The organism is Lactiplantibacillus daoliensis (genome assembly GCF_005405005.1).
Taxonomy (GTDB): domain Bacteria; phylum Bacillota; class Bacilli; order Lactobacillales; family Lactobacillaceae; genus Lactiplantibacillus; species Lactiplantibacillus daoliensis.
In genome coordinates, this window is sequence record NZ_BJDH01000002.1 from 77,933 (window position 1) to 102,413 (window position 24,481).

General features: G+C 43.7%; 22 protein-coding genes and 2 other annotated features. Of the genes, 4 read left to right on the top strand and 18 right to left on the bottom strand.

Annotated features, from left to right (window positions below):
- Positions 1-62: 62 nt before the first annotated feature.
- Both yfmH and yfmF read right to left on the bottom strand, forming a co-directional pair.
- A complete protein-coding gene (gene yfmH / locus FFM64_RS02655; RefSeq protein WP_137606460.1) occupies positions 63-1,364 on the bottom strand; it encodes an EF-P 5-aminopentanol modification-associated protein YfmH in 1,302 nt (433 codons plus the stop codon).
- Positions 1,351-2,622 carry an EF-P 5-aminopentanol modification-associated protein YfmF gene (gene yfmF, locus FFM64_RS02660; RefSeq protein ID WP_223876877.1) on the bottom strand — a complete coding sequence of 424 codons (1,272 nt, stop codon included), beginning with the start codon at positions 2,620-2,622 and terminating at the stop codon, positions 1,351-1,353. Before yfmF ends, yfmH begins: the two co-directional genes overlap by 14 nt.
- Before the next feature lie 203 nt (positions 2,623-2,825).
- On the opposite strand from yfmF, the gene FFM64_RS02665 reads away from it, so the two are divergent.
- Positions 2,826-4,178 carry an aspartate kinase gene (locus tag FFM64_RS02665; RefSeq protein WP_137606462.1) on the top strand — a complete coding sequence of 451 codons (1,353 nt, stop codon included), beginning with the start codon at positions 2,826-2,828 and terminating at the stop codon, positions 4,176-4,178.
- 51 nt (positions 4,179-4,229) lie between these two features.
- On the opposite strand, the gene FFM64_RS02670 is transcribed toward FFM64_RS02665, so the two are convergent.
- The 15 genes from FFM64_RS02670 to ezrA all read right to left on the bottom strand — a co-directional run bounded on the left by FFM64_RS02670 (position 4,230) and on the right by ezrA (position 21,573).
- Positions 4,230-5,066 (bottom strand): amino acid ABC transporter substrate-binding protein, encoded by an 837-nt coding sequence (locus FFM64_RS02670; RefSeq protein ID WP_137606463.1) that lies wholly within the window; start codon positions 5,064-5,066, stop codon positions 4,230-4,232.
- Between the two features lie 11 nt (positions 5,067-5,077).
- Positions 5,078-5,719, bottom strand: coding sequence for an amino acid ABC transporter ATP-binding protein (locus FFM64_RS02675; protein ID WP_137606464.1), 642 nt, complete (start codon positions 5,717-5,719; stop codon positions 5,078-5,080).
- 12 nt (positions 5,720-5,731) lie between these two features.
- Positions 5,732-6,373, bottom strand: a complete 642-nt coding sequence (locus tag FFM64_RS02680; protein WP_137606465.1) for an amino acid ABC transporter permease — start codon at positions 6,371-6,373, stop codon at positions 5,732-5,734.
- Positions 6,374-6,541: 168 nt separating this feature from the next.
- Positions 6,542-6,773, bottom strand: a binding site (T-box leader).
- A gap of 48 nt (positions 6,774-6,821) precedes the next feature.
- Positions 6,822-7,628 (bottom strand): septum site-determining protein MinD, encoded by an 807-nt coding sequence (minD, locus tag FFM64_RS02685; RefSeq protein ID WP_137606466.1) that lies wholly within the window; start codon positions 7,626-7,628, stop codon positions 6,822-6,824.
- Positions 7,628-8,296: a septum site-determining protein MinC gene (locus FFM64_RS02690; protein WP_137606467.1), complete on the bottom strand. Its 669-nt coding sequence runs from the start codon at positions 8,294-8,296 to the stop codon at positions 7,628-7,630. The genes minD and FFM64_RS02690 overlap by 1 nt, the downstream gene beginning before the upstream one ends.
- A gap of 21 nt (positions 8,297-8,317) precedes the next feature.
- A complete protein-coding gene (mreD, locus tag FFM64_RS02695; RefSeq protein ID WP_137606468.1) occupies positions 8,318-8,833 on the bottom strand; it encodes a rod shape-determining protein MreD in 516 nt (171 codons plus the stop codon).
- 13 nt (positions 8,834-8,846) lie between these two features.
- On the bottom strand, positions 8,847-9,692 hold the full coding sequence (mreC, locus tag FFM64_RS02700) for a rod shape-determining protein MreC (protein WP_137606469.1): 846 nt from the start codon (positions 9,690-9,692) through the stop codon (positions 8,847-8,849).
- Positions 9,693-9,762: 70 nt separating this feature from the next.
- The gene (locus FFM64_RS02705; protein WP_137606777.1) at positions 9,763-10,767 is read right to left on the bottom strand and encodes a rod shape-determining protein; all 1,005 of its coding nucleotides are present in this window, start codon (positions 10,765-10,767) and stop codon (positions 9,763-9,765) included.
- Between the two features lie 217 nt (positions 10,768-10,984).
- Positions 10,985-11,626 carry a JAB domain-containing protein gene (locus FFM64_RS02710; protein WP_137606470.1) on the bottom strand — a complete coding sequence of 214 codons (642 nt, stop codon included), beginning with the start codon at positions 11,624-11,626 and terminating at the stop codon, positions 10,985-10,987.
- Positions 11,627-11,666: 40 nt separating this feature from the next.
- Positions 11,667-12,986 carry a bifunctional folylpolyglutamate synthase/dihydrofolate synthase gene (locus FFM64_RS02715; RefSeq protein WP_137606471.1) on the bottom strand — a complete coding sequence of 440 codons (1,320 nt, stop codon included), beginning with the start codon at positions 12,984-12,986 and terminating at the stop codon, positions 11,667-11,669.
- A 447-nt stretch (positions 12,987-13,433) separates the two neighbouring features.
- The gene (locus tag FFM64_RS02720; protein WP_137606472.1) at positions 13,434-16,103 is read right to left on the bottom strand and encodes a valine--tRNA ligase; all 2,670 of its coding nucleotides are present in this window, start codon (positions 16,101-16,103) and stop codon (positions 13,434-13,436) included.
- Positions 16,104-16,156: 53 nt separating this feature from the next.
- Positions 16,157-16,512 (bottom strand) — a binding site (T-box leader).
- A gap of 38 nt (positions 16,513-16,550) precedes the next feature.
- Positions 16,551-17,045, bottom strand: coding sequence for a thiol peroxidase (gene tpx, locus FFM64_RS02725; RefSeq protein WP_137606473.1), 495 nt, complete (start codon positions 17,043-17,045; stop codon positions 16,551-16,553).
- A gap of 275 nt (positions 17,046-17,320) precedes the next feature.
- The gene (thiI, locus tag FFM64_RS02730) at positions 17,321-18,538 is read right to left on the bottom strand and encodes a tRNA uracil 4-sulfurtransferase ThiI (protein WP_137606474.1); all 1,218 of its coding nucleotides are present in this window, start codon (positions 18,536-18,538) and stop codon (positions 17,321-17,323) included.
- Positions 18,539-18,556: 18 nt separating this feature from the next.
- Complete coding sequence (locus FFM64_RS02735; RefSeq protein WP_137606475.1) at positions 18,557-19,711, bottom strand: cysteine desulfurase family protein; 1,155 nt, start codon at positions 19,709-19,711, stop codon at positions 18,557-18,559.
- A 149-nt stretch (positions 19,712-19,860) separates the two neighbouring features.
- Positions 19,861-21,573 carry a septation ring formation regulator EzrA gene (gene ezrA / locus FFM64_RS02740; protein WP_137606476.1) on the bottom strand — a complete coding sequence of 571 codons (1,713 nt, stop codon included), beginning with the start codon at positions 21,571-21,573 and terminating at the stop codon, positions 19,861-19,863.
- A 172-nt stretch (positions 21,574-21,745) separates the two neighbouring features.
- Here ezrA and FFM64_RS02745 point away from each other — a divergent pair, with 172 nt between their 5' ends.
- Positions 21,746-22,207, top strand: a complete 462-nt coding sequence (locus FFM64_RS02745; protein WP_137606477.1) for a GAF domain-containing protein — start codon at positions 21,746-21,748, stop codon at positions 22,205-22,207.
- A 200-nt stretch (positions 22,208-22,407) separates the two neighbouring features.
- Complete coding sequence (rpsD, locus tag FFM64_RS02750; RefSeq protein WP_137606478.1) at positions 22,408-23,016, top strand: 30S ribosomal protein S4; 609 nt, start codon at positions 22,408-22,410, stop codon at positions 23,014-23,016.
- Between the two features lie 270 nt (positions 23,017-23,286).
- Here the strand turns inward: rpsD and FFM64_RS02755 are convergent, their stop codons facing one another.
- Complete coding sequence (locus FFM64_RS02755; RefSeq protein ID WP_137606778.1) at positions 23,287-23,895, bottom strand: DUF1054 family protein; 609 nt, start codon at positions 23,893-23,895, stop codon at positions 23,287-23,289.
- An 81-nt stretch (positions 23,896-23,976) separates the two neighbouring features.
- Between FFM64_RS02755 and FFM64_RS02760 the strand changes: the two genes are divergently transcribed.
- Positions 23,977-24,435 (top strand): YueI family protein, encoded by a 459-nt coding sequence (locus FFM64_RS02760; protein WP_137606479.1) that lies wholly within the window; start codon positions 23,977-23,979, stop codon positions 24,433-24,435.
- Positions 24,436-24,481: the final 46 nt, after the last annotated feature.

The window sequence follows — 24,481 nt, forward strand, 5'->3', positions numbered from 1 at the left end:
TTTCATAGTATAGCACAGCCCACTCAATTGTCAGTACCGCTGACCATAACTTTCAGATTTCTTTAATTCTTGCCACTTGGTCGAATTTGATATTCACTGATTGCTTGCGATGTTAGGAGTTGTTTAGCGATTGTTGCCAAATCTTCCAAACTCAAACTGTCGATTACCCCAGGTTCATCAAAAATCGTCGCCTGACCAAATAACTTCTGATCATAGCGGTTCGCAATGGCTTCCAGAGAGTTCGCCATAAAGACGATCCGCCCAATCATTTCCTTCTTAATCGTTGCTAACAGTTCTGTTTGATCAAGCACCGCTGTTTGCCAATTTTCTAAAACATCGATAATTGCCGCATCAAATGCAGCTGGGTCATCAGTCTCACCACTAAAGGTCAAGAAATCAAACCCATTTTGTAGTTCGAAATCATACCCAAAAGTGTCATCGATAATGCCTTGGTCGTATAACCGCAAATAATTCTTCGAGGTATCACCAAATAACATTTCTAATAGAACATTCACACCTGCTCGATATTTCAACGCCGGCAAACCGGGTTCAATTGGGTTCAACCCCTTAACGCCTACGACTGATTTTGCCCGATTAACTGGCATCTCAATTGAACGATACGGGATGATGTCATGACCATCAGTCGCTGTGGCAGGGATTTTGGTTTCAATCGGTTGAAACGCATCAAATTGTTTAGCCGCCTGATTAGCAGTCACCCAACTCAAAACTTCATCTGGGTCCAATTTACCAACCACAAACAAGGTCATATTTTCAGGATGATAGAAAGTCCGATAGGCGGAATACAAGTCATCCGCCGTAATCTTAGCAATCGAGTCGGTGGTTCCGGCAATATCAGATTGCAGTGGATGATTCGGATATAAGTTGCCAATCATCCCAAAGTACAAGCGCCAACTTGGATCATCGTCATACATTTCAATTTCTTGACCAATGATGCCTTTTTCCTTTTCAACCGTTTTTTCAGTGAAATAAGGTGCTTGCACAAAATCGAGTAACGTTTCCAAGTTTTCTTTTAAATTCCGCGTGGCGGAAAACAAATAACTTGTGCGTGTGAAGCTGGTAAACGCATTCGCACTTGCGCCATACTTACCAAATGTTTGAAACGCATCATGATCAGCCTTTTCAAACATTTTATGTTCCAAAAAGTGCGCAATGCCATCCGGAAAACGACGCATTTCAGTCTCACCAGCTGGCACGAACGTATTATTAATTGAGCCATAGTTCGTTGTAAACACAGCATACGTTTTATGGTAACCAGCCTTGGGCAACATTGTCACTGTCAGACCATTGGCCAGCTTAGTTTGATAACTTGTTTCATTAAATTGTTCATAATTAGTTACTTTCATGCTGACCCCCACTTAAGAAGAACCCGTTATTTAACGTCACGAGCTGGGCGACCGCCATAATCTGATCCCGCGTCACGGCCTGAATCTGTTTGAGCCAGTCGGCATCGCTGACACTTTGTTGCGTCAGGTCATCAATTAAGGCCTGAATGGCAAAGGTCCGTTGACTATCTAAACTTGACTCGAAGTCGTTGATCAAGCCCAATTTCAACTGATCAACTAATTCATCGGTAAAGTTACCTTGTTGAATAGCGGTCAATTGGGCGGCAATGATTTTCAACACCTGATCGTGGTTTTGACCATCGATTCCAGCAGAAACTTTTAAGACCCCGCGGAAGGTGTCTAGCGAGCTGCTGGCATAGTAAGCCAAACTGGCTTTTTCCCGCACATTCATAAATAGTTTTGATAGCGGTGACCCACCGAATAACTCGTTGAAGACAAGCGCCGCGTAATAATGCTTATCGCGATAAAAAACTGGAAAATCGTAACCTAAATTCAATTTAGCTTGGCTAAGTGCTTGAATTTCTGACGTTTCAGTATAAGTATTTTCATTTTGATGCCGGTAAAAGGCAGCTGGGCGGGCAACCAATCGATTTCTGAAATCAACGGCCTGCCAACGATCAATCACAGTCGGTTCATCAAAGTCACCCATCATAATAATATCAATCTGATCCTCGGCCAATAACTTTTGGTAATAGTCATACAAGTCACTCGCTGTGATTGCGGCAATGTCACCGGCAACTCCATAGCTGGGAATTTGTTGCGCAACATCTGCAGCAAACAAGGCTTCATTTAATTTCTGAGCCGCATAATATTGCTTATCATCCGCAACAGAATCAATTGACGCTTTTAAATTCGTTGCTTGGCGTTTAAAGGTTGGCTCGTCAAAATGGCCGTCCTGTGCGAGCGGCTTGAAAATAATCTTAATTAAGAAATCAATGGCTTGGATCGTCAACGGTTCGGCCGTGGCAAGGTAGCGCTCGTTAGGTACCGTAATTGACAATTGTAAATTATGCGTCGGTCCCTTGCGACTGACACCCGCACCAAACGCCGCACCATACATCCCAGCTAAGGCATGCGCTAATGCCCGCTGGTCCGGATAGTCGGCGGAACTCGTTTCTAATAAGTTGGCCAACAAGGCCCGTTTTGTAATATCGGCCCGCTTGATTGGCGCCCGAAAATTAATAATAATTTGATTGGTTTTAAATTGATGACTCAGGACCGTCGTCAATTGAACCCCTTTTGCTAACTGAGTTTGCAAATTTCGTCCTCCTTGCATATGTATTAAATAATAAGCGAAAGGCTGCACTGACGCAACTTTCAATATCGGTTGGTGAAAATCAAGGTTAAATGTTAACGCTCCGCGAGTCAAAATGAGAGTCAGATGAGGTCATATTAACATTGCAAACAAGCGGTTTGTCTGCTATTCTTTGAAGTATTGATAAAATTGAGGAGCGATTTAATGTGAAAGTAATTAAATTTGGTGGCAGCTCGCTTGCCAGCAGTACCCAGCTACAAAAAGTACTGTCGATCGTCAAAGCAGACGACCAACGGAAATATGTGATTGTTTCTGCGCCAGGTAAACGGTTCGACGGCGATACCAAAGTCACCGATCTACTCATCCAGTATGCTCGCCAAACGATTCATCATCAAGACACCACGGCAGTTATGCAAACCATCATTGATCGCTACGCCGAAATTGGCCACGGCTTCGATGTTGCCGACGCCCAATTAGCACCTATTTTTGACACAATTAAAAACTTACCTAAACAAACATACGCCGATAATACGTATTTGATGGCAACGTTTAAGGCCCACGGCGAAAGATTGAACGCGCAGTTAGTTGCCGCCGTCTTTGCAAAATCCGGCTTAAACGCGCGCTATTTGGATCCGAAAGAAGCCGGCATGGTTGTCACCGATGTTCCGGACGACGCGCAAATCATTGACAGTAGCTACGCCAGCCTCGCTAAATGGGCAAATAGTGAACAAATCCTAGTGATCCCAGGCTTCTTTGCCTACAACCGTAACGGCCAGATCTGTACGTTTTCACGTGGTGGTTCCGATATTACCGGTGCCATCATTGCGCGTGGTGTAAACGCCGATCGCTATGAAAACTTTACAGATGTTGACGCCATCTATGCCGTGAATCCCTCATTAGTCGCTCAACCGGCCGCCATTCAAGAAATGACCTTCCGTGAAATGCGTGAACTTTCTTACGCTGGTTTCTCAGTTTTTCATGATGAAGCGCTGATTCCTGCCATTCAAGGTAACATTACGGTAAATGTTAAAAACACGAACCATCCAGAGGCACCTGGGACGTTGATCAAATCCACTAAGGATAATAGTACCGACTACCCGGTCACTGGGATTGCCAGCTCTTCTAGCTTCTGTTCCTTATATATCCGTAAATACTTGTTAAATAAAGAAGTTGGCTTTGGCCGCAAGATTTTAACCATTTTAGAAGATCATCATGTGAGTTATGAACACATGCCTTCTGGGATCGATGACTTAACGATTATTTTCGATGAGCACCAATTGACACCCGAACTAGAAGCAACCCTCAAGACTGAGATTGCGGCGGCTGTTCAGCCTGACGAGATTTACTTCACCCATGACTATTCGATTTTGATGATTGTCGGTGAAAGCATGCGTAATCGTGTCGGTATCATGTCACGAGCTTCAACCGCATTAGCTGACCATGGAATTAAATTAATTATGGTCAACCAAGGCGCCTCCGAAATTTCAATCATGTTCGGAGTCCACGACCGTGACGCCGATCAAGCTGTCATTGCGCTATATAACGAATTTTTTAAATAGACTTCAATCAAAAAAAGTGCGACTCAGGCTAATTCCTGAATCGCACTTTTTTTAATTTTCAACCTGTTGATCACCGAACCATTTTTTGTTGATTTTTGCTAAGGTTCCATTGGCTTTTAACGTCTTCAACCCAGCGTTAATCTTAGCCTTCATGGTCTTATCACCCTTACGCATCCCGACGGCAAAGTCCTCAGAGTCGAATGTGCCTTGTGTTTCATGGTAATCCGCAGAGTTCGCTTCATGTTTGATGTAATAGTTTGCGTAAACACTATCGATTAATAGACCTTGAATCCGACCAGCGTTCAAATCCAGAAAAGCATTGGTAAAAGTATCGTATTGAACAGGGGTTTTCTTGGCAATTTTATCTTTCAACAATTTAGGATTATTTTCCAACGATTCATAACCAGACGACCCGGATTGAGCCCCCAGCGTTTTACCAGTCATATCGTTGAATGAGTTAATATTATTTTTCTTTAAGGAAACGAGTACTTGCTTATTTTTCAAATAAGTATCGCTGAACGCGACAACTTTTTCACGTTGTGGATTTTTCGTGTACCCATTCCAAATCAAATCAATTGTCCCATTGCGCAATTCAGTTGCATTCATCGACCAATCGATTGTCTGGAAACTGACTTTGATCCCATACAGTTTGAAAACTGCCCGGGCCAAGTCAATATCATAACCAACAAGCTTCCCCGACTTTTCGCGAAACCCCATTGGCACGAAACTATCATCCAAACCAACCACGACAGAGCCACGCCGTTTAATTTTGGACCAAGTATCTTGGGTGTCGGCCCGCGTCGTGACATTTTCACACCCTGACAACGTGCTAGCTAACCCGAAGAGGACCACAAAGAGTAAGCTCAATGAAATTAATCTTTTTTTCATGCAATCCCCTCCTACTTCGATTGATTAGGTTCAACGTGTAACATCTCATCCGCAATATTTTCAGCAAAAGTTAAATCATGGCTAACGACGATTTGGGTCATCCCATCAGCTTTCAGGCTTAAAATCAACTTTTCAACTTCTTGGCGTAAATTTGGGTCCAACGCAGACGTTGGTTCATCATAGCACAGCACGTTCGGTTTCATTGCTAAGGCTCGCGCAATCGCAACCCGTTGTTGTTGGCCACCTGAGAGTTGATAGGGATACTGATCACCGTGGTCACCCAGGTTTAAGCGAGCCAATAATTTGTTGGCTTCAGCTTTTGCAGCCGCTTCACTTTGTTTGAGGACCATCGTTGGCGCTAACGTGATATTTTGCAACACTGTTAAATGTGGAAAGAGCTCGAAGTTTTGGAAAACAACGCCAATCACACTGTCATTTGACCGGTTAGTATAAGGATCAAACGGCTGACCGTCCACTAAGAAATCGCCGCTATCAACTTGTTCCAAGCCTGTAATACAGCGTAGTAATGTGGTCTTACCAGCACCAGAGGGACCAACAATACTCAAGATTTCACCATCTTTAACCGTTAAACTTAACTTGTTAATGATGGTGCGATCGCCGAAACTCTTCGTAATATTTTTAATTTCTAACATATTGACCCCTCCTTATTTCCAATAACTGTAACGTTTTTCGATTCGTCGTAAGACAAAGGTCGTTACCGCGGTGAGCAATAAGTAGAGCACGGCGACTAAGACCAATGGTACCAGCGTGACATCACGAGCGGTCGCAACGTTCCCAGCCCGCAGGAGATCACCAATCCCGATAACGTAGACTAATGAGGAATCCTTGATCAAGTTGATGACTTCATTCCCAACTGAAGGAATAACAATTTTGACCACTTGTGGGATCACAATCTTACGAATGGTTTGACCATAACTTAACCGTAGGACCCGCGCGCTTTCATACTGACCGTTATCAATCGATTGTAACCCGCCCCGAAAGATTTCTGCGAAGTAAGCCGCATAGTTTAAAATAAACGCGAATAACGCCGCTTCATACCGTGGAAAGACGATTCCAATCAGAGGTAAGCCATAGAAAACGAAGATCAATTGCAACAACAACGGTGTCCCACGCATGAGCCAAACATAAAAGTTGATAAGCCATTGTAACGGTTTAATTTTTGAAATTAAGCCTAGACTTAAAATCAGTCCTAATGGTAATGATCCAATCAACGTCCAAAGAAAAATTTGTAGCGTCATGCCGGCGCCGGATAATAATGATGGCAAGATTTCTGAAATATAATGCATAAGCTTTCCCTCCTAATTTTTATCACAGTAACAAAAAAGTCCTCTCGAGAAAAATTCTCAAGAGGACGTCTATGCGCGGTGCCACCTCACTTCGCAGCAACTTCACAGTTACTGTCTCAGGGAGTTTAGTGATAAAAATACAAAAAAATCGTCCTTAGGTCTGAAACCTAAGAGGACGATTTTATCGCGGTGCCACCTCATCTTTTTCAATTGCTCACACAACTGAACTCAGCGAGTTTATCACTAAACTCCGCCGCTAACGAGGCCAACCGAAACAGCTTACTTAATTCAGCCATTCAACTCACAGATGTGGTTCGTCCACCAACTATGATCGACTTTCCAGCCCCGCCGATTCTCTGCTCAATAGTTGAAGTACTACTCTTCTGTTCTCTGTTTTTTAATGTTGTTCTCATAATAACCAAAAGCTGGTCACACGTCAAGCCCTATTTTACTTATTTCGATGAAAAATACTGGTAAACCGCGACCAAACGCCTGGTTTTTGTTGCTCAATATTCATCAGTGGCACGGTTTCACCTTCAATTCGACGGGCAATATTTCGATAGCCTTGTGCCGCCGCATTTTTCGGATCGAGTACGATGGGTTCCCCATTATTAGACGTCCGAATAACCGCATCATCATCAAAAACGATTCCTAATAGATCAATCGACAAGTGATGGGTAATTTCATCAATATCCATCGTTTCCCCATCTTGCATCATCCGGCGACGAATCCGATTAATGACTAGTTTAGGCGCTTCAGCTAATGGGTATTGTTCCAATAAACCAACGACCCGATCAGCATCCCGAATTGCCGAAATTTCTGGCGTCGAGACAATAATAGCAGCGTCAGCACCGGCAATCGCGTTCATGAATCCCCGTTCAATCCCGGCTGGACAATCCAACAGGATATAGTCAAAATCAGGTTTTAATTCATCCACGACTGCCTTAACTTGGTCTGGATTCAAGGAATCCTTATCCGCGTTTTGAGCCGCAGGAAGTAGGAATAAGAGATCATCAAACCGCTTATCCTTCACTAAGGCTTGACGAATTTGGGCCCGGTTTTCGACAACATCCACGATGTCATACAAAATCCGGTTATCCAAACCGAGGATCACATCTAAATTCCGTAATCCAATATCCAAATCAACCAGGCAAACTTTCTTGCCCATCAAAGCTAAAGCCGTACCAAGATTGGCAGTCGTCGTTGTTTTACCAACGCCGCCTTTACCAGAAGTGACCACAATTGCTTTTCCCATTAAAGACGTCCTCCATTCCGCGTAAATAATTTTGGCCGGACCCGTTTCAATTGGTTCAGCGGGACATAGTCGAGGGCTTGAATATCATTAATGTAAACGACATTCGTCCCGGCCACGATTTTTTCTTTATCAACTAATTCGATTAATTCACCGACTCGTACACGGGGTACGGTCGCTAGATCACAAACGATTGCAGCATCATTATGATCAGGATAACCGGCCTCTAACACACCAGCAATGTCTCCCATCACAAAAATACTACCGGTCGCTCGTAACACACCGCCTTCATGGATTTTTCCAAAAAACAACACATCACCAGTGACTTCTAACACCTGACCATTACGTACAATTTGATTCACCAAATGAACAGTATTGCGTTCAACCATTGCTAACGCATCTGAAGCCATGATCACATCAGCAGTTAATTTATGAATACTGAATAATGAATAGCGATTGACTAACTGCGTGACTTTTTGGGTCTGTTCAGCGGTCAATAAACGGCCCTCGGTACTCATATCAAAAGAGATTTGTTTATCAGTCGTGTTGTCGACTTGTAGCCGGTCTAACAAAGCTTTCAAATCGACCATAATGGCATCAAAACTGGCGGCTTGTCGAAAAATCAAGTCATAACCATCATTACTGGCTTTTAAAATCACACTCTGTTGCATGCTCGAATTCCTTTCTACCGACTAATCAACTCTTAGATATAACTGCCGTACCGGATAATACAAAATCACGAAAATAGCCAGATTTACGGCAATCGTCGGTCCTAATGTATAAACCGCAAAATCGGCCAAGTTACTCGTCACAATCTTGCTGATCATATACCAAATGTACACAAACGCTTCAACGATCGTTAAGTTAATAATGTAGACCATTAGTAACGTCAAAAAGTTCAAATCTAACCAAGGTTTGATTTGACGACACAAATAGACCACGAGTGGTAGTGCAATCAAGTAAACACCAAAAACCCCAGTGTAAAACCAATCGAAAACCAGCCCAGCAAACGCTGACCAAGCCACGACTGGCAAGTCATCACGTTCATCTAAAAAGACTGCAAAGATAAGCCATAGCAGAACTAGATGTAAGACACTTGAGTAGGGATATTTGAACAAACTCCCTGCAAACACATTCGACAAGGACCCATCCAAAAACAGGGCTAAAAACAAACCAATTGGGAAGATAATTCTTAATCGTGATTTCAAAGTTGCACCTCCCCTATTGTTCAGCAACCGTAACGACTGTTAAGTCAGTCAGGTCGGCAGCAGGTTTGATTTCAACTTCTGAAGCCAGCCCGTAATCGTCTTGTTTGACTTTGGCGACGGTCCCGACATAGAGTCCCTTAGGTGTTAAGCCACCTAAACCACTCGTGATAACCTTATCACCCTTTTTAATTTTAACGGATGAGGTCACGGAACCCATTTCAATGAGATTATCACTCTTATCAAAACCTGTGACAATCCCATTAACGGTCTTACCAGCAGAATTGGTAATCTGAATGGCAAATTTATCCGCAGATGAACTGGTATTTGAAATCAGTTCAACCTTTGAATTGGTCTGATTGACTTCGACGACCCGACCGATTAGCCCGGATTGTGACATAACTGGCATATTCTTCTTAACACCGGCCGTTGCACCTTTAGAAATAACCAATTGGTTCATCCATGAAGATGGTGTCCGAGTCAAAACATTCGCGGTCACGGCCGTATAATCAGTCAGGGCCTTATTAAGCTTTAATTCCTTCCGCAATTGCTTATTTTCCGCAGTCGCAGTCTGTGCATTGACCTTAGCTTGTGCTAATTGGTCAACTTGTTTCTTTAATTTTTGATTTTCTTGATAAGTGTTCAATAAGTCTGAGACGGAATTCGTAGCACCTTGCAACCCATTGACCGGTAAAGCAACCACGCGATCAACTGCGCCCGCCACATCATTGCCAAACTGCTGGACTAATGGTGGCGTCGATTTACGATCCCGAATCGCGACAGAAACGCTCATCAAGCCGAAACTGATAATTAAGATAATAATCGCAATGACCAATTTACGGTTTGAGAAAAACTTTTGCATAATGAACCCCCGGTCGAAAATTCAAAGATTTAACAATAAATAAGCGGGAAGTCATCTTCCCGCTCACCTGTTATCGCTTTTTCATAACATCAATGCTCTTAAGTGATTCACCGGTCCCGACCGCTACACAATCGAGCGGTTCGTTCGCAATGAATACTGGCACTTTGGTTTCGTCGGCAATCACTTCGGAAAGATTCTTCAATAAGGCGCCACCACCCGTCAAAACGATCCCGTGGTCAATGACGTCAGAAGCAATTTCTGGTGAAGTTTCTTCAAGCGTTTCCTTGATTGCGGAAATAATTTCAGAAACGATTTCCTGAATAGCTTCGGAAACATCAACCGCTGTAATTTCGACCGTCTTTGGTAAACCAGTTAAGAGATCCCGACCGCGAATCGTGGTACTTTCAATGTCTTCAGCAGCTTCTAATGAAGCTGAACCGACAGCGATCTTAAGTTGTTCTGCGGTACGTTCACCAATTAATAAGTTAAACTTTTGACGGACATGATAGATGATTGAATCATCGATTTTGTCGCCAGCCATCCGAATCGAACGGCTTGAGACGATCCCTCCTAAGGAAATCGTTGCCACATCGGTAGTCCCACCACCAATATCAACAACCATGCTACCGGTTGGATCCATGACTGGCAAGCCAGCCCCAATCGCAGCGGCAAATGGTTCTTCAATCACATAAGCGTCACGCGCACCGGCAACCCGAGTGGCATCAATCACAGCACGCTTTTCAACTTCCGTGACACCAGATGGTACACAAACCATGACATAAGGTTTCCCGTTTGAACGGCCTAAAGTCTTTTGAATAAAATACTTCATCATCGCAACGGTGGTATCGTAATCCGCAATGACCCCGTCTTTCATTGGTCGAATCGCTACAATACTTGCAGGAGTCCGTCCAATCATTTCACGAGCGTCTGAGCCAACAGACACGATTTCACCAGTCTTCGTGTTCTTCGCAACTACGGATGGTTCCCGCAGTACGATGCCCTTGCCGTCAACGTACACAATCGTATTGGCAGTACCGAGATCGATCCCGATATTTTTAGTCCCAAATCCGAACACTACATTCATCCCTTCATCAATTACATTTTAATTTTTATAAGTCACAATAGTAAGTATTATAGCATAATAGCCCAGTATTAAAAATACTGCCTAAATCCTAGCATACCGTAAACACTCAAAAAATACAGTGTCACGATTGAACTTAGATAAAATTTAACAAAAAAGCGAGATTAAAGCGAGCAAAACACTCACCCTAACCCCGTTATTTTAACATATTTTATTTAGAATCCGTATTACAGTTTAACAATCCCTGCTCAGCGAAACTAAAGTAGTCTGACTCACCGATGACAAAGCTATCCAAGAGTGGCAACCCAAGTAAAGTGCCACCAGCGACTAGTCGTTCTGTAAATTCAATATCTTTGCGAGACGGCTCACAGTCACCACTCGGATGATTGTGGGCAATCACCACTCTCGCAGTGTTGGTCAGCAGCGCTGCCTGAAAAATCTCACGCGGATGAACCGGACAAGCATTCAACGTGCCTTGAAACACCACTTGCCGTTTCAAGATCTGATTCTTAGTATCTAAACAAAGTAGCAGCAATTGCTCTTGCGGTAACCCAGCAAAGTCATGGCACAACTCCTCACCGATTTGTTGACTGCCATAAACTTGGCCTAAAACCACTCGCGGTTGTTGCTGTAACAGTCGCCCACACCGCAAGGCCGTTAACAAACTGTTCCAAAGTGGATTAGCATCAGGCTGTTGTGACCACGCCATCACTTGCGTTGCTGGATAACTGTCCTCAAAAGCTAGGGTCGCGGCGTTGGCCGCCGTTGGATCTAAGAACCCACCAAAATACGTCTGAATTAACTCGTGAATCTGTGTCCCATGGTCATCGGTACGACCAGTCAATAAACTCATACGAAAGCCTCCTATTCTACTAGGCAGTTCCGTAATTTGATTAACCTTGCGTTTTAAAATATGCGCGCACATCTGAAATAAAGTAGAGCGACCCGGTCAACAACAACACATCATCGCTGGACATTTCACTGGTTGCGGCCACAAGTGCGGCTTGCCAATCCGCAAAAATCGGCGCCTCGTGATGAGCTGGCAGTTCAGCCGCTAATTCGCTTGGTGAAGTTGCTTGGCGTTTCGGATTGGGCCCGGCAAACTGTGTCAGCAACAAACGCACATTCGGCAACTTTGCCAGAGTTTGAATCATCTGAGCATGTTGCTTGTCCGCTAACACCGCAAAAATAACGTAGACCATTTGCTGACCAAAACGTTCCTTAAGTGTTGCTGCTAATTCGGTCACAGCTGGTTCATTGTGAGCGCCGTCAATCAAAATTAGTGGTTCCTGATTCAAACGTTCTAGGCGACCTGGCCAAGTCGTGTTAGCTAGTGCTTGCCGCACGTCACGCGCATTGACTGGTAATTGTGCTTGGCGATGATAGGTCAAATAAGTGGCCAATGCAACCGCAGCATTGTCTACCTGATAATCGCCAAGTAACGGTGTCGTTAAACCTTTGAAATGATCGTCAGTGTCATCAAAATCAAAACGTTCTTCCCAACCTTGTGGCGGCAATAACGTGGTTCTAAAATCTACGCCTAACGTTTGTAACGGTGCCTGCTGTTTGGTCGCTGTCGCTACCATCACTGCCTGGGCTTCTGCAGGTAATTTGCCAACGACTACTGGCACGTTGGATTTGATGATCCCCGCCTTTTGTGTTGCAATCTCAGTCAGCGTATTGCCCAAAATTTGCATGTGATCGTAGCCAATCGTCGTAATCGCGCTAACTTTCGGTGTAAAGACGTTGGTCGAATCATACAAGCCACCTAAGCCGACTTCAATAATGGCAATGTCGATGGGTTGGGTGGCAAAGTAAACAAACATCATCGCAGTAATAATTTCAAATTCGGTCGGCCCACCCGTTGGTAACGCTTCATCTAATTGCGCCACAACTGGCTGAACTTTTTGAACCAATGCGACCAAGTCATCATCACTGATTGGCTCGCCGTCAACACTGATACGTTCGTTGAATCGCGTAATGAACGGTGACGTGAACGTCCCTACCGTGAGGCCATCCGCCATAAATAACTCGCGTAAATTAGCCACCGTTGACCCCTTACCGTTCGTGCCTGCCACATGAATCCCATTTATTTTTTGTTGCGGATTGTCGAGTTCTTGTAAGAACCGTCGCATCCGCTCCAAAGTTGGTAGCTTTTTAAACTTCGTGCGGCCATGAATAAATGCCAGCGCCTGTTCATAGTTTTCAATCAAACGAATCGCTCCTCTTTCAACCTATTAGTCATTTGGTACTACATCCAACTTCAAATATTGTGTGCTTAATTACCACGCTGGATAGTCTATAATTAACTCACAAGCTGGACTTTATCTATGATAAACGCACCACAATTTAAGCCCCCAGCCGTCAAAGCCCGTCAACCAAGACAATCGTAGCCTAGCCGAGAGGTCGGTTTCTAAAATGCTCAGCCGTGAAATTGGTCTTAGTCTGAGTGCCCTTCTCAGGCTTAGACCAAGGTCAGTTTTGAAGACCGCCCTTTGGCTTCAAAATGGCCCATGGCGTTCCAGCATTTTAGGAATCGACTGGGAGGCGGAAAAGACCATTTTAAGCTTAAACTTCAATGACATATTTTACCCTTTTTCAACTAGAACGACAAAAAAGTCTACCAAACCTTTGTAGGTTCGATAGACTTTCTGTTTTGTCTAAGCTTGGGCTTTAATATCAACTAATCGTTGCTTAGTGGCAACGAGTTTGCTTTCATTGTCAGCCAATTTTTCTTTTTCGCTAGCAACAACATCTTCCGGTGCGTTGGCAACGAAACGTTCGTTACCGAGCTTCTTAGTGGCCCGCGTAACTTCACTTTCAAACTTAGCCTGTTCTTTTTCAAGTTTCTTGACTTCTTCGTTTAAATCAACCAATTCAGCCAATGGAATATATAGTTCTGCATCACTGATCACTTGTGTCATGGCTAATTTAGGTGCTTCGACATCGGCACCAATTGACAATGTCTTCGGATGAGCGAAACGGTCAATATAGTCTTCATTGGTCTTGAAGACGTTTTGCAACCGTGTACTATCTGTCTTGATCAACAGATCAACGGCTGAAGACATCTTGGCGTTAGCCTCGGCCCGAATACTCCGAACCGCTGTAATCAATTCGATCAATGACGCCATATCGCTTTCAGCAGCGGCATCATCAAATTCGGCATGTTCAACTGGGTAATCGGCAACCACTAAGGACTTGCCAACATGTGGCATCGACAACCAAATCTTTTCGGTTACGAATGGCATGATTGGGTGGAGTAAGCGTAACATTTGATCCAAAACATAGGCCAAAACGTTTTGCGTGTTGGCTTTAGCTTGGGCGTCATCACCCGTCAAAACAGCTTTACTCATTTCAATATACCAGTCACAGAAATCGTTCCAAATAAAGTTGTATAAGGCCCGACCAGCTTCACCAAAATCAAATTTTTCGAAGCAATCCGTCACTTGTTTAACGGTCGCATTCAAACGACTCAAAATCCATTTATCCGCTAAAGTCCATTCAGACTTAGCTGGTAAGGTTGGCTTATCCATGTCGCCTAAATTCATGATGACATAACGACTGGCATTCCAAATCTTGTTAATAAAGTTCCAAGCTGAGTCCATTTTCGTATAACTGAAACGAACATCTTGACCAGCTGTCGACCCATTTGATAAGAACCAACGTAAGGCATCGGCCCCATACTTCTTGATAACATCCATCGGGTCAATCCCATTACCTAAAGATTTACTCATCTTGCGGCCTTGTTCGTCACGGATCAATCCATGCAACAAGACGTTCTTAAATGGTCGCCGACCGGTAAATTCAAGGCTTTGGAACATCATCCGTGAAACCCAGAAGAAGATAATGTCATAACCAGTCACTAACGTATTGGTTGGGAAATACCGCTTGAAGTCTTCGGCATTTTCATCTGGCCAACCCATCGTTGAAAATGGCCATAAAGCACTCGAGAACCACGTATCCAAAACATCTGGATCTTGTTCCCAATTCTCAATGTCCTTTGGTGGTTCTACATCAACGTAAGTCTCACCAGTCTGCTTGTTGTACCATGCTGGGATTTGATGTCCCCACCAGAGTTGTCGTGAAATGACCCAATCATGGACGTTTTCCATCCATTGATTAAAGGTGTCTTCGAAACGATCTGGCACAAAGTTAACCTTGTCGTCGCCTTTTTGGTTCTTCAAGGCCTGTTCAGCTAATGGCTTCATCTTAACGAACCATTGCGTTGACAGACGAGCTTCAACTTGAACACCCGTCCGTTCAGAATGCCCAACGCTATGGACAATTGGGTCAATCTTGATCATCAAGTCTTGGTCTTGTAAATCTTTAACCATGGCTTTACGAGCTGCAAAACGATCCAAACCTTCATATTTACCAGCATTGGCATTCATTGAAGCATCTTCATTCATCGTGTTGATACGTTTCAAATCATGACGATTACCGACTTTAAAGTCATTAGGGTCATGGGCTGGCGTGATTTTTACCATCCCAGTCCCAAACTCAGGATCAACGTATGCATCCGCAATAATTGGAATTTTACGTTCGGCCAATGGCAAGATAACTTCCTTACCGACCAACTCCTTATAACGGTCATCACTGGGGTTAACAGCAACCGCCGTGTCACCCATCATCGTTTCAGGACGAGTCGTGGCAATTTCAATGTAATGTTTGCCATTAAACGTATAGTCTTTATCAGCGAATGGGTACTTGACGTGGTAAAACGCCCCTTGGTCATCCTTATGAATCACTTCAATATCTGACAACGCCGTCCGAGCTTGCGGATCCCAGTTGATGATATATTCACCACGATAAATTAAGCCTTTTTTGTAGAGGGTCACAAAGACTTTCTTAACTGCGTCAGACAACCCTTTGTCCATCGTGAAGCGTTCACGTGAATAGTCGAGTGACAGGCCCATTTTGCCCCATTGTTGCTTGATGATTGAAGCGTATTCGTCTTTCCAATCCCAAACTTGTTGGACAAACTTTTCCCGACCTAAGTCGTAACGGCTGACACCTTGTTCCCGTAACTTAGCTTCAACCTTAGCTTGGGTTGCAATCCCAGCATGATCCATCCCTGGTAACCAGAGCGTATCAAAACCTTGCATCCGTTTTTGACGAATGATGATATCTTGTAACGTCGTATCCCAAGCATGGCCTAAATGCAACTTACCTGTCACATTTGGTGGGGGTAAAACGATTGAATAAGGTTGTGCTTTCTTGTCACCTGATGGCTTAAATAAGCCTTCATCCAACCAAGTTTGATACCGACCTTTTTCAACAGCGGTGGGGTCATACTTAGTTGGCATATCAGTAGTTAAATCTTCTGACATATGGGTCCATCCTTTCATTTTTGGCACGAAAAAAGCCTATTCTCCTAAATTAACATTAGGACGAATAGACTTCGCGGTACCACCTAAATTTAAAGAGCGTTATCAGCGACGAACAGCTACCGAGCATTGCCTAGCTACTGATATGATGCGCTTTTGGCATTCTATCAGTAGCGTAGCAAGCACAGGTCGCTGTCGCTGATAGCGCGTTTCGGCAATTTAGCTTCGCCACGCTACTCTTCACACTTAAACATTATTGTTAACGAACGGCGTATCCGTCCGGTCGACCCTACTCAAGTTTCAGGTCAACAGCTCGCAAGCTACCTTCACTTAAAAACACATCAAAAACTTACAGCACCGTTTTCTTTCTGAGGACGTATCTTTAAGTTACTCTCTTGCTCATTGCTTGAATGTTCCTATTGTAATCAATTTATAATCGGGCGTCAATGCTTATTCAAATTGCTTGAGGGCATCTAAAGCCGCAACATAATTTGGTTCGTGCGTCATTTCAGGGACAATTTCGTGATAAACGACTTTACCTTCAGCATCAACGACGTAAATCGCGCGTGCTAACGTCCCGTTATTTGGCAAGTATAAATTGGTGGCATAACCAAAGGAAAGCTCTTCATCTGAAACGACCGTCAAATTTTTGACGCCTTCCTTAGCACACCAGCCAGCTTGATCCGCAATTGAATTGTTCGAAACGGCCAAAAATTGGATATGTGGATACTGGTCGGCCTGTTGATTAAACTTCTTCGTCTGAATGGAGCAGACCCGAGTATCGATATCGGGCATGACACTAATCAACGCGGGCTTGCCTAAAAGATCTTTGGTCTTGAGTTTCTCATTATGCGTTGTGAACACTTTAAACTTAGGTAATTCAGCACCATCTTTTAAAGGTTCTCCAACTAAGTCTAACGGCTGATCATGAAATAATACTTGCACAGCAAACACCCCTTCAATAACTTGATTAAGCTAACGACTACTAGTTTGACTAGTATGCTTCAAATGTACCGCAAACTGGAGTCGGTCGCAAACAATAACTTTAAAATTCCCCGAATTATTGCTAGCGGTTCCCATCAAAGTCATTTTGGCATTAGCTTGGTCCATATAAATATCTTTATTATTATCGAAAATTAATTCAGTTGCTAAAAAAACTCGTTTCGGCTTTTTAGGCTGAAACGAGTTTTAAGCTAAGCTATTTTGATCGGCAAGACAATTTACAGTAGTTCTGCAAACACATCTTCCTGGGTATTCATATAGTTCTCGCCCGGTTTGATTTCCGTAATCTTGATGCCAGCCATCGCACGCTGCATTAAACCTTCAACGTCGATGCGTTCTTCATAAGCACGCGAACGATCAAGTTTTGGATGCGTCTTTGGTGCTGGTGGCGCAAAGATCGTACAGCAATCCTCAAATGGCATGATTGACAAGTTATACGTATCGATCTCTTCCGCAATCTTAATGATTTCGGTCTTATCCATTGAAATAACTGGGCGCAATACAGGCAATGCCGTGACATCGTTGATAGCAATCATACTATCCATCGTTTGTGAAGCGACTTGGCCTAATGATTCACCATTGAAAATAGCTTTCCCATGCCGTTCGCGGGTAACGGCATCCATCAAACGCATCATCAAACGGCGTTGAACAGTCATCAGATAACCTTCGGGCACCTTTTCTTTGATTTCTTCTTGGATTTCCGTGAATGGAATCTGGATGAATTTCACACTACCAGAATAACTTGCTAAGGTAGAGGCTAATTGCTTAGCCTTGGCGAGCGCTTGTTCACTCGTGTATGGCGGACTGAAGAAATGTACCATTTCCATATTTACGCCACGCTTCATGCCCAAGTAACCGGCAACCGGCGAATCAATCCCACCAGAAAGCATCAACATCCCTTTACCGGCAGTGCCAACGGGCAACCCACCGGCACCTTGAATGGTTTCGGATGATAAGAAGATCCCGTTAGGACGAACCTCTACACGGATTACAATGTCTGGTTGCTTCATTTTTACTTGAATACCGTCGACGTGATCTAAGATTTGACCACCTAACATATCATTGATGTCATTCGTATCATATTCAAAGTTATGATCAGAACGGCGCGTGTATACCTTAAACGTCATTCCAGGTTTGAACTGGGCGCGTACCATTTCAATTGCGGTTTCATAAACCGCATCCATGTCTTGGGGCACCCGGATACTTGGTGAGAAGTTTTGAATCCCAAAAACTAATTTCAAGCGGCCAATGACCTTGGTAGCATCCTCACCATTTAAGGCAATGTGCATTCGGTCACGGTCAGCGTGAACCTTCAGTTCTGGGAAATCGTGCAGTGCTTTGCGGACGTTGCGGCCTAAACTGTCGATAAAGTTACGTTTGTTCTTCCCTTTAGTCGAGAGTTCGCCGTAACGCACCATAATTTCAGTGTATTGCATGGCATTAGTTCCTTTCAGTTAAGCGTCTGCATTAATTTTAGAGAATCGCTTATATAATTTATCAAAGACACGGTTAAATTCATCCGCTTCAGCTAGCGTGTTGTTTTCATCCAGACTAATCCGAATGGCACTCGTCGCGATAGCTTCAGGCGTATTCATCGCCATCAGCGTGCTGGAAGCCAAGTGTTTCTTCGACGAGCAAGCACTCGTCGTTGAAATATAAATCCCTTGATCTTCAAAAGCATGCACAATGGTCTCACCACGCACCCCATTAATCGTGAAACATAGAATATGTGGTGCAAAGCCGTCCGTTGGTTGGCTAAAAATCGTGACCTTGTTGAATTCCTTGATGTGGTCATACACCCGTTGCTTAATGGCCCGTTCGCGAGCAACTTTTTCGGTTTCATCCGTTAATAAGAGTCGTAACGCTTTCGCCATACCGGCAATGGCAGGCACATTTTCGGTTCCAGAACGCCAATTGTTTTCTTGGCCACCACCGGTCATCAGCGGCGCCAACTTACGGCCAGAACGCGCATAAATAAACCCAACGCCGCGGGGCGCATGAAATTTATGACCAGAAAATGTCACAAAATCAACCCGATCGTTCATGATCATCTCTTGGATGCCTTTACCAATCCCTTGAACCGCATCAATATGAAAATGAATCTTTGGATATTGTTTTAAGACGTCCGCCACTTCGGTTAAAGGTTGAATCGTCCCGATTTCATTATTCACGGCCATGACAGAAACCAAGATCGTATCTGGTCGAATGGCGGCTTTCAAGTCATCGATTGAGATTCGACCTTCCTTATCAACGGGTAAATAAGTCACGTCAAAGCCGAGTTCTTCTAATTGCACCATTGAATTATGAATGGCTGGATGTTCTACAGCAGTCGTAATCAGATGTTTACCAAACGTGCGCTTCGCCGTGGCTGTCCCTTTGACCACCCAATTGTCGCCTTCCGTACCACCCGAGGTAAAGAAGATTTCGTAAGGCTTGGCACCCAGTAAGTCTGCAATTTGCTGACGTGACTGTTCCAATAAATGAAAAGCTGTTTCGCCAAAATTGTGCAAACTAGATGGATTACCCCAAACCTTTTGTGAGACGGTCGTATAGGTCTCTAATACTGATGGTGCAACTTTTGTGGTTGCACTATTGTCGAAATAAATCATTCTAAAGCCTTCACTTTCCCTAAAAGCCGTGCCTACACGGTCTTTCGATAAGAATTCTTTGCAATTATACCAAATAACGACACTGAAACAAGCATTTTTGTTTTGACGCCAAGCAAAAAGCCACCTTTAACAGTGGCTTTAATGACGGCTTATGACGGTTTATCAGCTTGCTTCTGGGTATAATAACTATCTTCGATCCGCTTATAAGCGCCTGCGTCAATTTTATCAATCGCCGTTGCAATCACTTCTAAGCTGCGTGCGTAGTCATGTTCTTCATTGAATAACCGTTGCGCTTCCACACTTGCTGCTTGGACCTCTTCATGATTCGTTTTGTACCGATTGGCATATTGTAACAACTGTTCAGACAATACGGCTGAGTCAATTAAATCGGTCGTCTTCTCTTTCAAAGTTGCCATATCCGCCTGAATCACAATTAATTGTTTCGTAATATCATCCATATTAATAACCAACTTATTAATATCATGATCTAAGCGCTCAATTTCCTTGGTCACAACCATGAAATAGTCGAGATAATCTTTCGGTAATCCAGGTAAGTTCAAGTTCTCCACTTGCCGCTTAACCGCATGAATTTCAAAGTCAAAGCGTTGCAACGTGTCATGAGCCTTAGCTTCTTCAGCCGCTAATCCGGCAACGCTGTCGTTAATGGCAACCTGTTCGGACTCAATGCCGGTCAATTGCTTATCTTGTTCCGCATAGTGATTGGAAATTTGGCTAAATACCGCCTGATTCGTAGTCAAAGCCGTTGTGTCAGCCTGATAAACATCTTGAATATTTTTTAGTTGTTCCCCTAACTCACGGGTCCGTTCAACTTCGTGATCATTTAACGTATAACTCTGTGCCAACCGATCTAATTCCACTTGTAACCGTTGATTTTGATTCGTGGCATGGGTCAAAAATTGACTGATTTCGTCTTGTTTTTGATCCACAACTGCTTTAGCGTCAATTTCAACCTGCATCACGTCGTATAAATGGTCAATTCGTTTTTCAATTGCGTGATTACCTGCCTCAGCGTCTGAGACCTTTAATTCGCCTAACAACTTAATGTTATCATCAATCGCCTGCGTCAAAGCGTGAATTTCTGGTTCAATCTTCGCCACTTCAAAATGGAAATGCTGGTCAATCAATTGATGGTAACCTGTTTCAAGTTCATTTAACTGATCTGGGAAGCCACTGACAAGATCCTTGTAAATCGGTGGCACCCGATCAATATCCATTTCTAGAGAACTGGTGTCATGACGCAACTTATCCAATACTTGTTCCGCTGCATCATGATCCCCAGCCTTGGCGAGTTGAGAAAACTTGTCAAAATCATTTTCCAAGTTTGCCAATTGATCTTCCAGTTGGTCAATACTCGGTCCAAATGAAAAGTTTTGCGACAGCAACGTTTTACGCAAGTCCTGATATTTCTTTTCCAAACTAGCAACAGCTTGACGATGAGCTTGGTCAGCCGCGTCTAACGCCTTTAACCCTTCGTTGATCGTCCCAATCTTGGTTTCAATCACCGTTAAAGACTGTTCAACTTTTTTAATGTTCTGATTAGCGTCCAAAAATTTAATACTGTGGGCGGCGGCAGTAATTTCGGTCAAGCGTTCATCAATGGCTGGCAAACGATCATCCCGTAAGACCTGTCCATCATTTTGCAGTGTTTCTAGTTTTGCCAGTGATCCGCCGGTCAAACCGAGACTTTCAATTTTTTCAAAGTCGGTCGCTTGAACTTGCTCGACTAACGCTTGTTTCTGTGCCGTTAACTGTCGAACTTGTTTATCTATGTACAGTTGAAAGCCCTTGATCGCAGCGTAAATCACAAGCGCGACAACCACAATACCGATTGCTACTTGCATATGAATACCCCTTACTTAAATTAAATTAATGGTAACTGGTTTAGTTGCGGATACACCCTGTCGAACCGCAGCCTTGCTTTTTGCTTAATTTCCAATTAAAATCTAACCTAAATTATAGCATACCCGCAATTATCAATCAGTATGAAATTGCCAACTTATAGGAGGATTTTTCATGTCAGAGACCCAAACATCACTCATGAACCAGCAATTAGACGCCTTGCTTTACAACGAAACCAACTTGGTTGCGAATTTAGCCAATGCCAGTGCCTTAATTAACAGTACATACACCGACCTGAACTGGGCTGGCTTTTATCTCTATAGTTCCGAAACTAACTCGCTTGACCTTGGCCCATTCCAAGGCAAAGTTGCTTGCATGCACATTAAAGTTGGTGCTGGCGTGGTCGGCACTGCTTTTGCAGATCAACAAATCCATCGCGTTGCCAACGTCCATGAATTTCCTGGTCACATCGCCTGCGACAGCGCCAGCAATGCTGAAATTGTCGTTCCCCTAACCAAGGATGGCCGCAAAATTGGTGTCATGGATATTGACTCCCCTTCTTTAGATCGTTTCACGGCCGAAAACGAGTTGGAATTAGCCGAATTCGCGAAGATCCTCGTGCAACACATTGACTAAAGTAAGTCAACATGCTATGCTACTCTTTGTGTAAAATAATGCAGCAGTGAGTGGGTAAGCTCGTCAACAGATTGGTGCCATATTTTTGGTCAGTTAGTAACCTGCGGCTGCAATGGCGAAAACTGCAGTTCAATCTGAACGAATATCGAACTCACATCGGATTATTTTACTCCAACTAAAATTATTGGAGGAAACAATATATGTCTCGTTATACAGGTCCAAGTTGGAAGATCTCCCGTCGTTTGGGAATGTCTCTTTCAGGTACTGGTAAAGAATTAGCTCGTCGTCCTTATGCTCCTGGTGATCATGGTCAAGGTCGTCACTCAAAGCTTTCTGAATACGGTACTCAATTACGTGAAAAGCAAAAGTTACGGATGATGTACGGTTTAACTGAACGTCAATTCGCTAACTTATTTATCAAAGCTGGTAAAATCCGCGAAGGTAAGCATGGTGTTAACTTCATGATCTTACTCGAACGTCGTTTAGACAACATGGTTTACCGTTTAGGTTTGGCTACGACTCGTCGTCAAGCTCGTCAATTAGTTAACCATGGTCACATCACTGTTGATGGCAAACGTGTCGATATTCCTTCATACGAAGTTCAAGTTGGCCAAGTTGTCTCAGTTCGTGAAAAGTCTAAGAAATTAGTCGTAATCACTGGCGCTGTTGAAGCCGTTGTGTCACGTCCTAACTTCGTTCAATTCGATGCTGATAAGCTTGAAGGTTCATTAACTCGCTTACCACAACGTGAAGAACTTGAAGCAGACATCGACGAATCACTTATCGTTGAATACTACAACAAACTTTAATTTCCAGTTATCAAAAACACGTCGCATTTGCGGCGTGTTTTTTTGTCTTTCGAAACTTGCTGGATTGTGCTTCAGTTGCCGCCTGCCGGGCAAGAAAATTTAGAGCTGGAACATGGTAGCGCGTTTTCGAGCCAAAATGTGGTCTCGAAAGCCACGCTTGGCCCAAACCGCCGGTAACCCACTGCCAGCTAAGGCCAGCTTCACCACTGAGCCCTAAATTTTCCCGCCCTCTCGTCTCGCTCTGTATCAACCCAAGCAATTTAACATATCTTATTTCAAGGCTGCCATGATTGGCTCGTAAATTGGCAATAGTATTTTCATTGTTGTTTGAATATAAGTTAATTGGGCCACATCATCTGCTAGTAACGGTGAATCCAATTTAATTGCGCGACCCACGACCAATTCACTGTGCTTGTATTGGCCAAACTTTTTAATTGCCGCCATCACATTCGCCGGTGTTGCCAGTTGCGTCTCGGCCGTACTGTGGTCATTGCTGATGACATAGTCGGCCGGCAACTGACCAAACAACTTCTGTAGGTTGGCTGGTGAAACAGCGGCTTGAACTTTGGCCTTTCTCTCATCTAAAATATCAAAGTAACAAAACAACCGATCCGGCCACAAGCCTAATTCAAAATGTGGTAACCCTTTATAACTTCGCTTATCTTCACTAAACGCGACCCAAGTATCGACTGGCGGATTCTTGAAACGGCGTAAATGCTTGGCAATATGTGGATAAAATGTTTGGCCGTCTGCTTGGAGTGTCGCTAATAACTCGGGCGTAATGGCCTCGAACTTTGGATCAATCACCGTTTTGATTTGCGCCATGCGTCCTGCCAAGGTGGGATCATTGAATAAGTTAAAGTCTGATTTTGTAAACACAGCTTTCCCTGCTTTCGTTTTTCGCATTTAAGTCTGTAACATGCTACAATTATATGATAATCAGAGAAAGGATGTTTGACAATGGCTGACAAAGAAATGCAACCCGTTGATCGGATTCAAAGCGCGATGCATGGGACTCCGCAACTTCATCCAGATGAACAGAATAAATATCTTGGCACATTTCGCGAACGTGTTGAAGTTGCGGTCACTGTCTACCAAATCAAGCGCCATCACTATGTGGACCAACTCAACCTGGCCTTTTCCGAACACCCGGATTACCGCTTATATATTAATGGCAATCTTGATCAAGACATACTCGGTCCCTACCTGCAGGCTGCTGCCAAAGCCAATATTCAATTCACCATTAAAACCGATGATATCTATCGGACTGGTGATGACAATTACGCACTGGTTTTTACAGCAGCCGCCGCCATCAATCGCGATGTGATTGATATCGATCAACGATACCCGCTAGAATCTAAAACACAAGCCACACCAAAAACAACTGGCTTGTTCGGCAAATTAAAAAAATTATTCTAAATTAAATGCGCTAGCCGACCAATCGAGTCCGCTAACGCATTTTTAG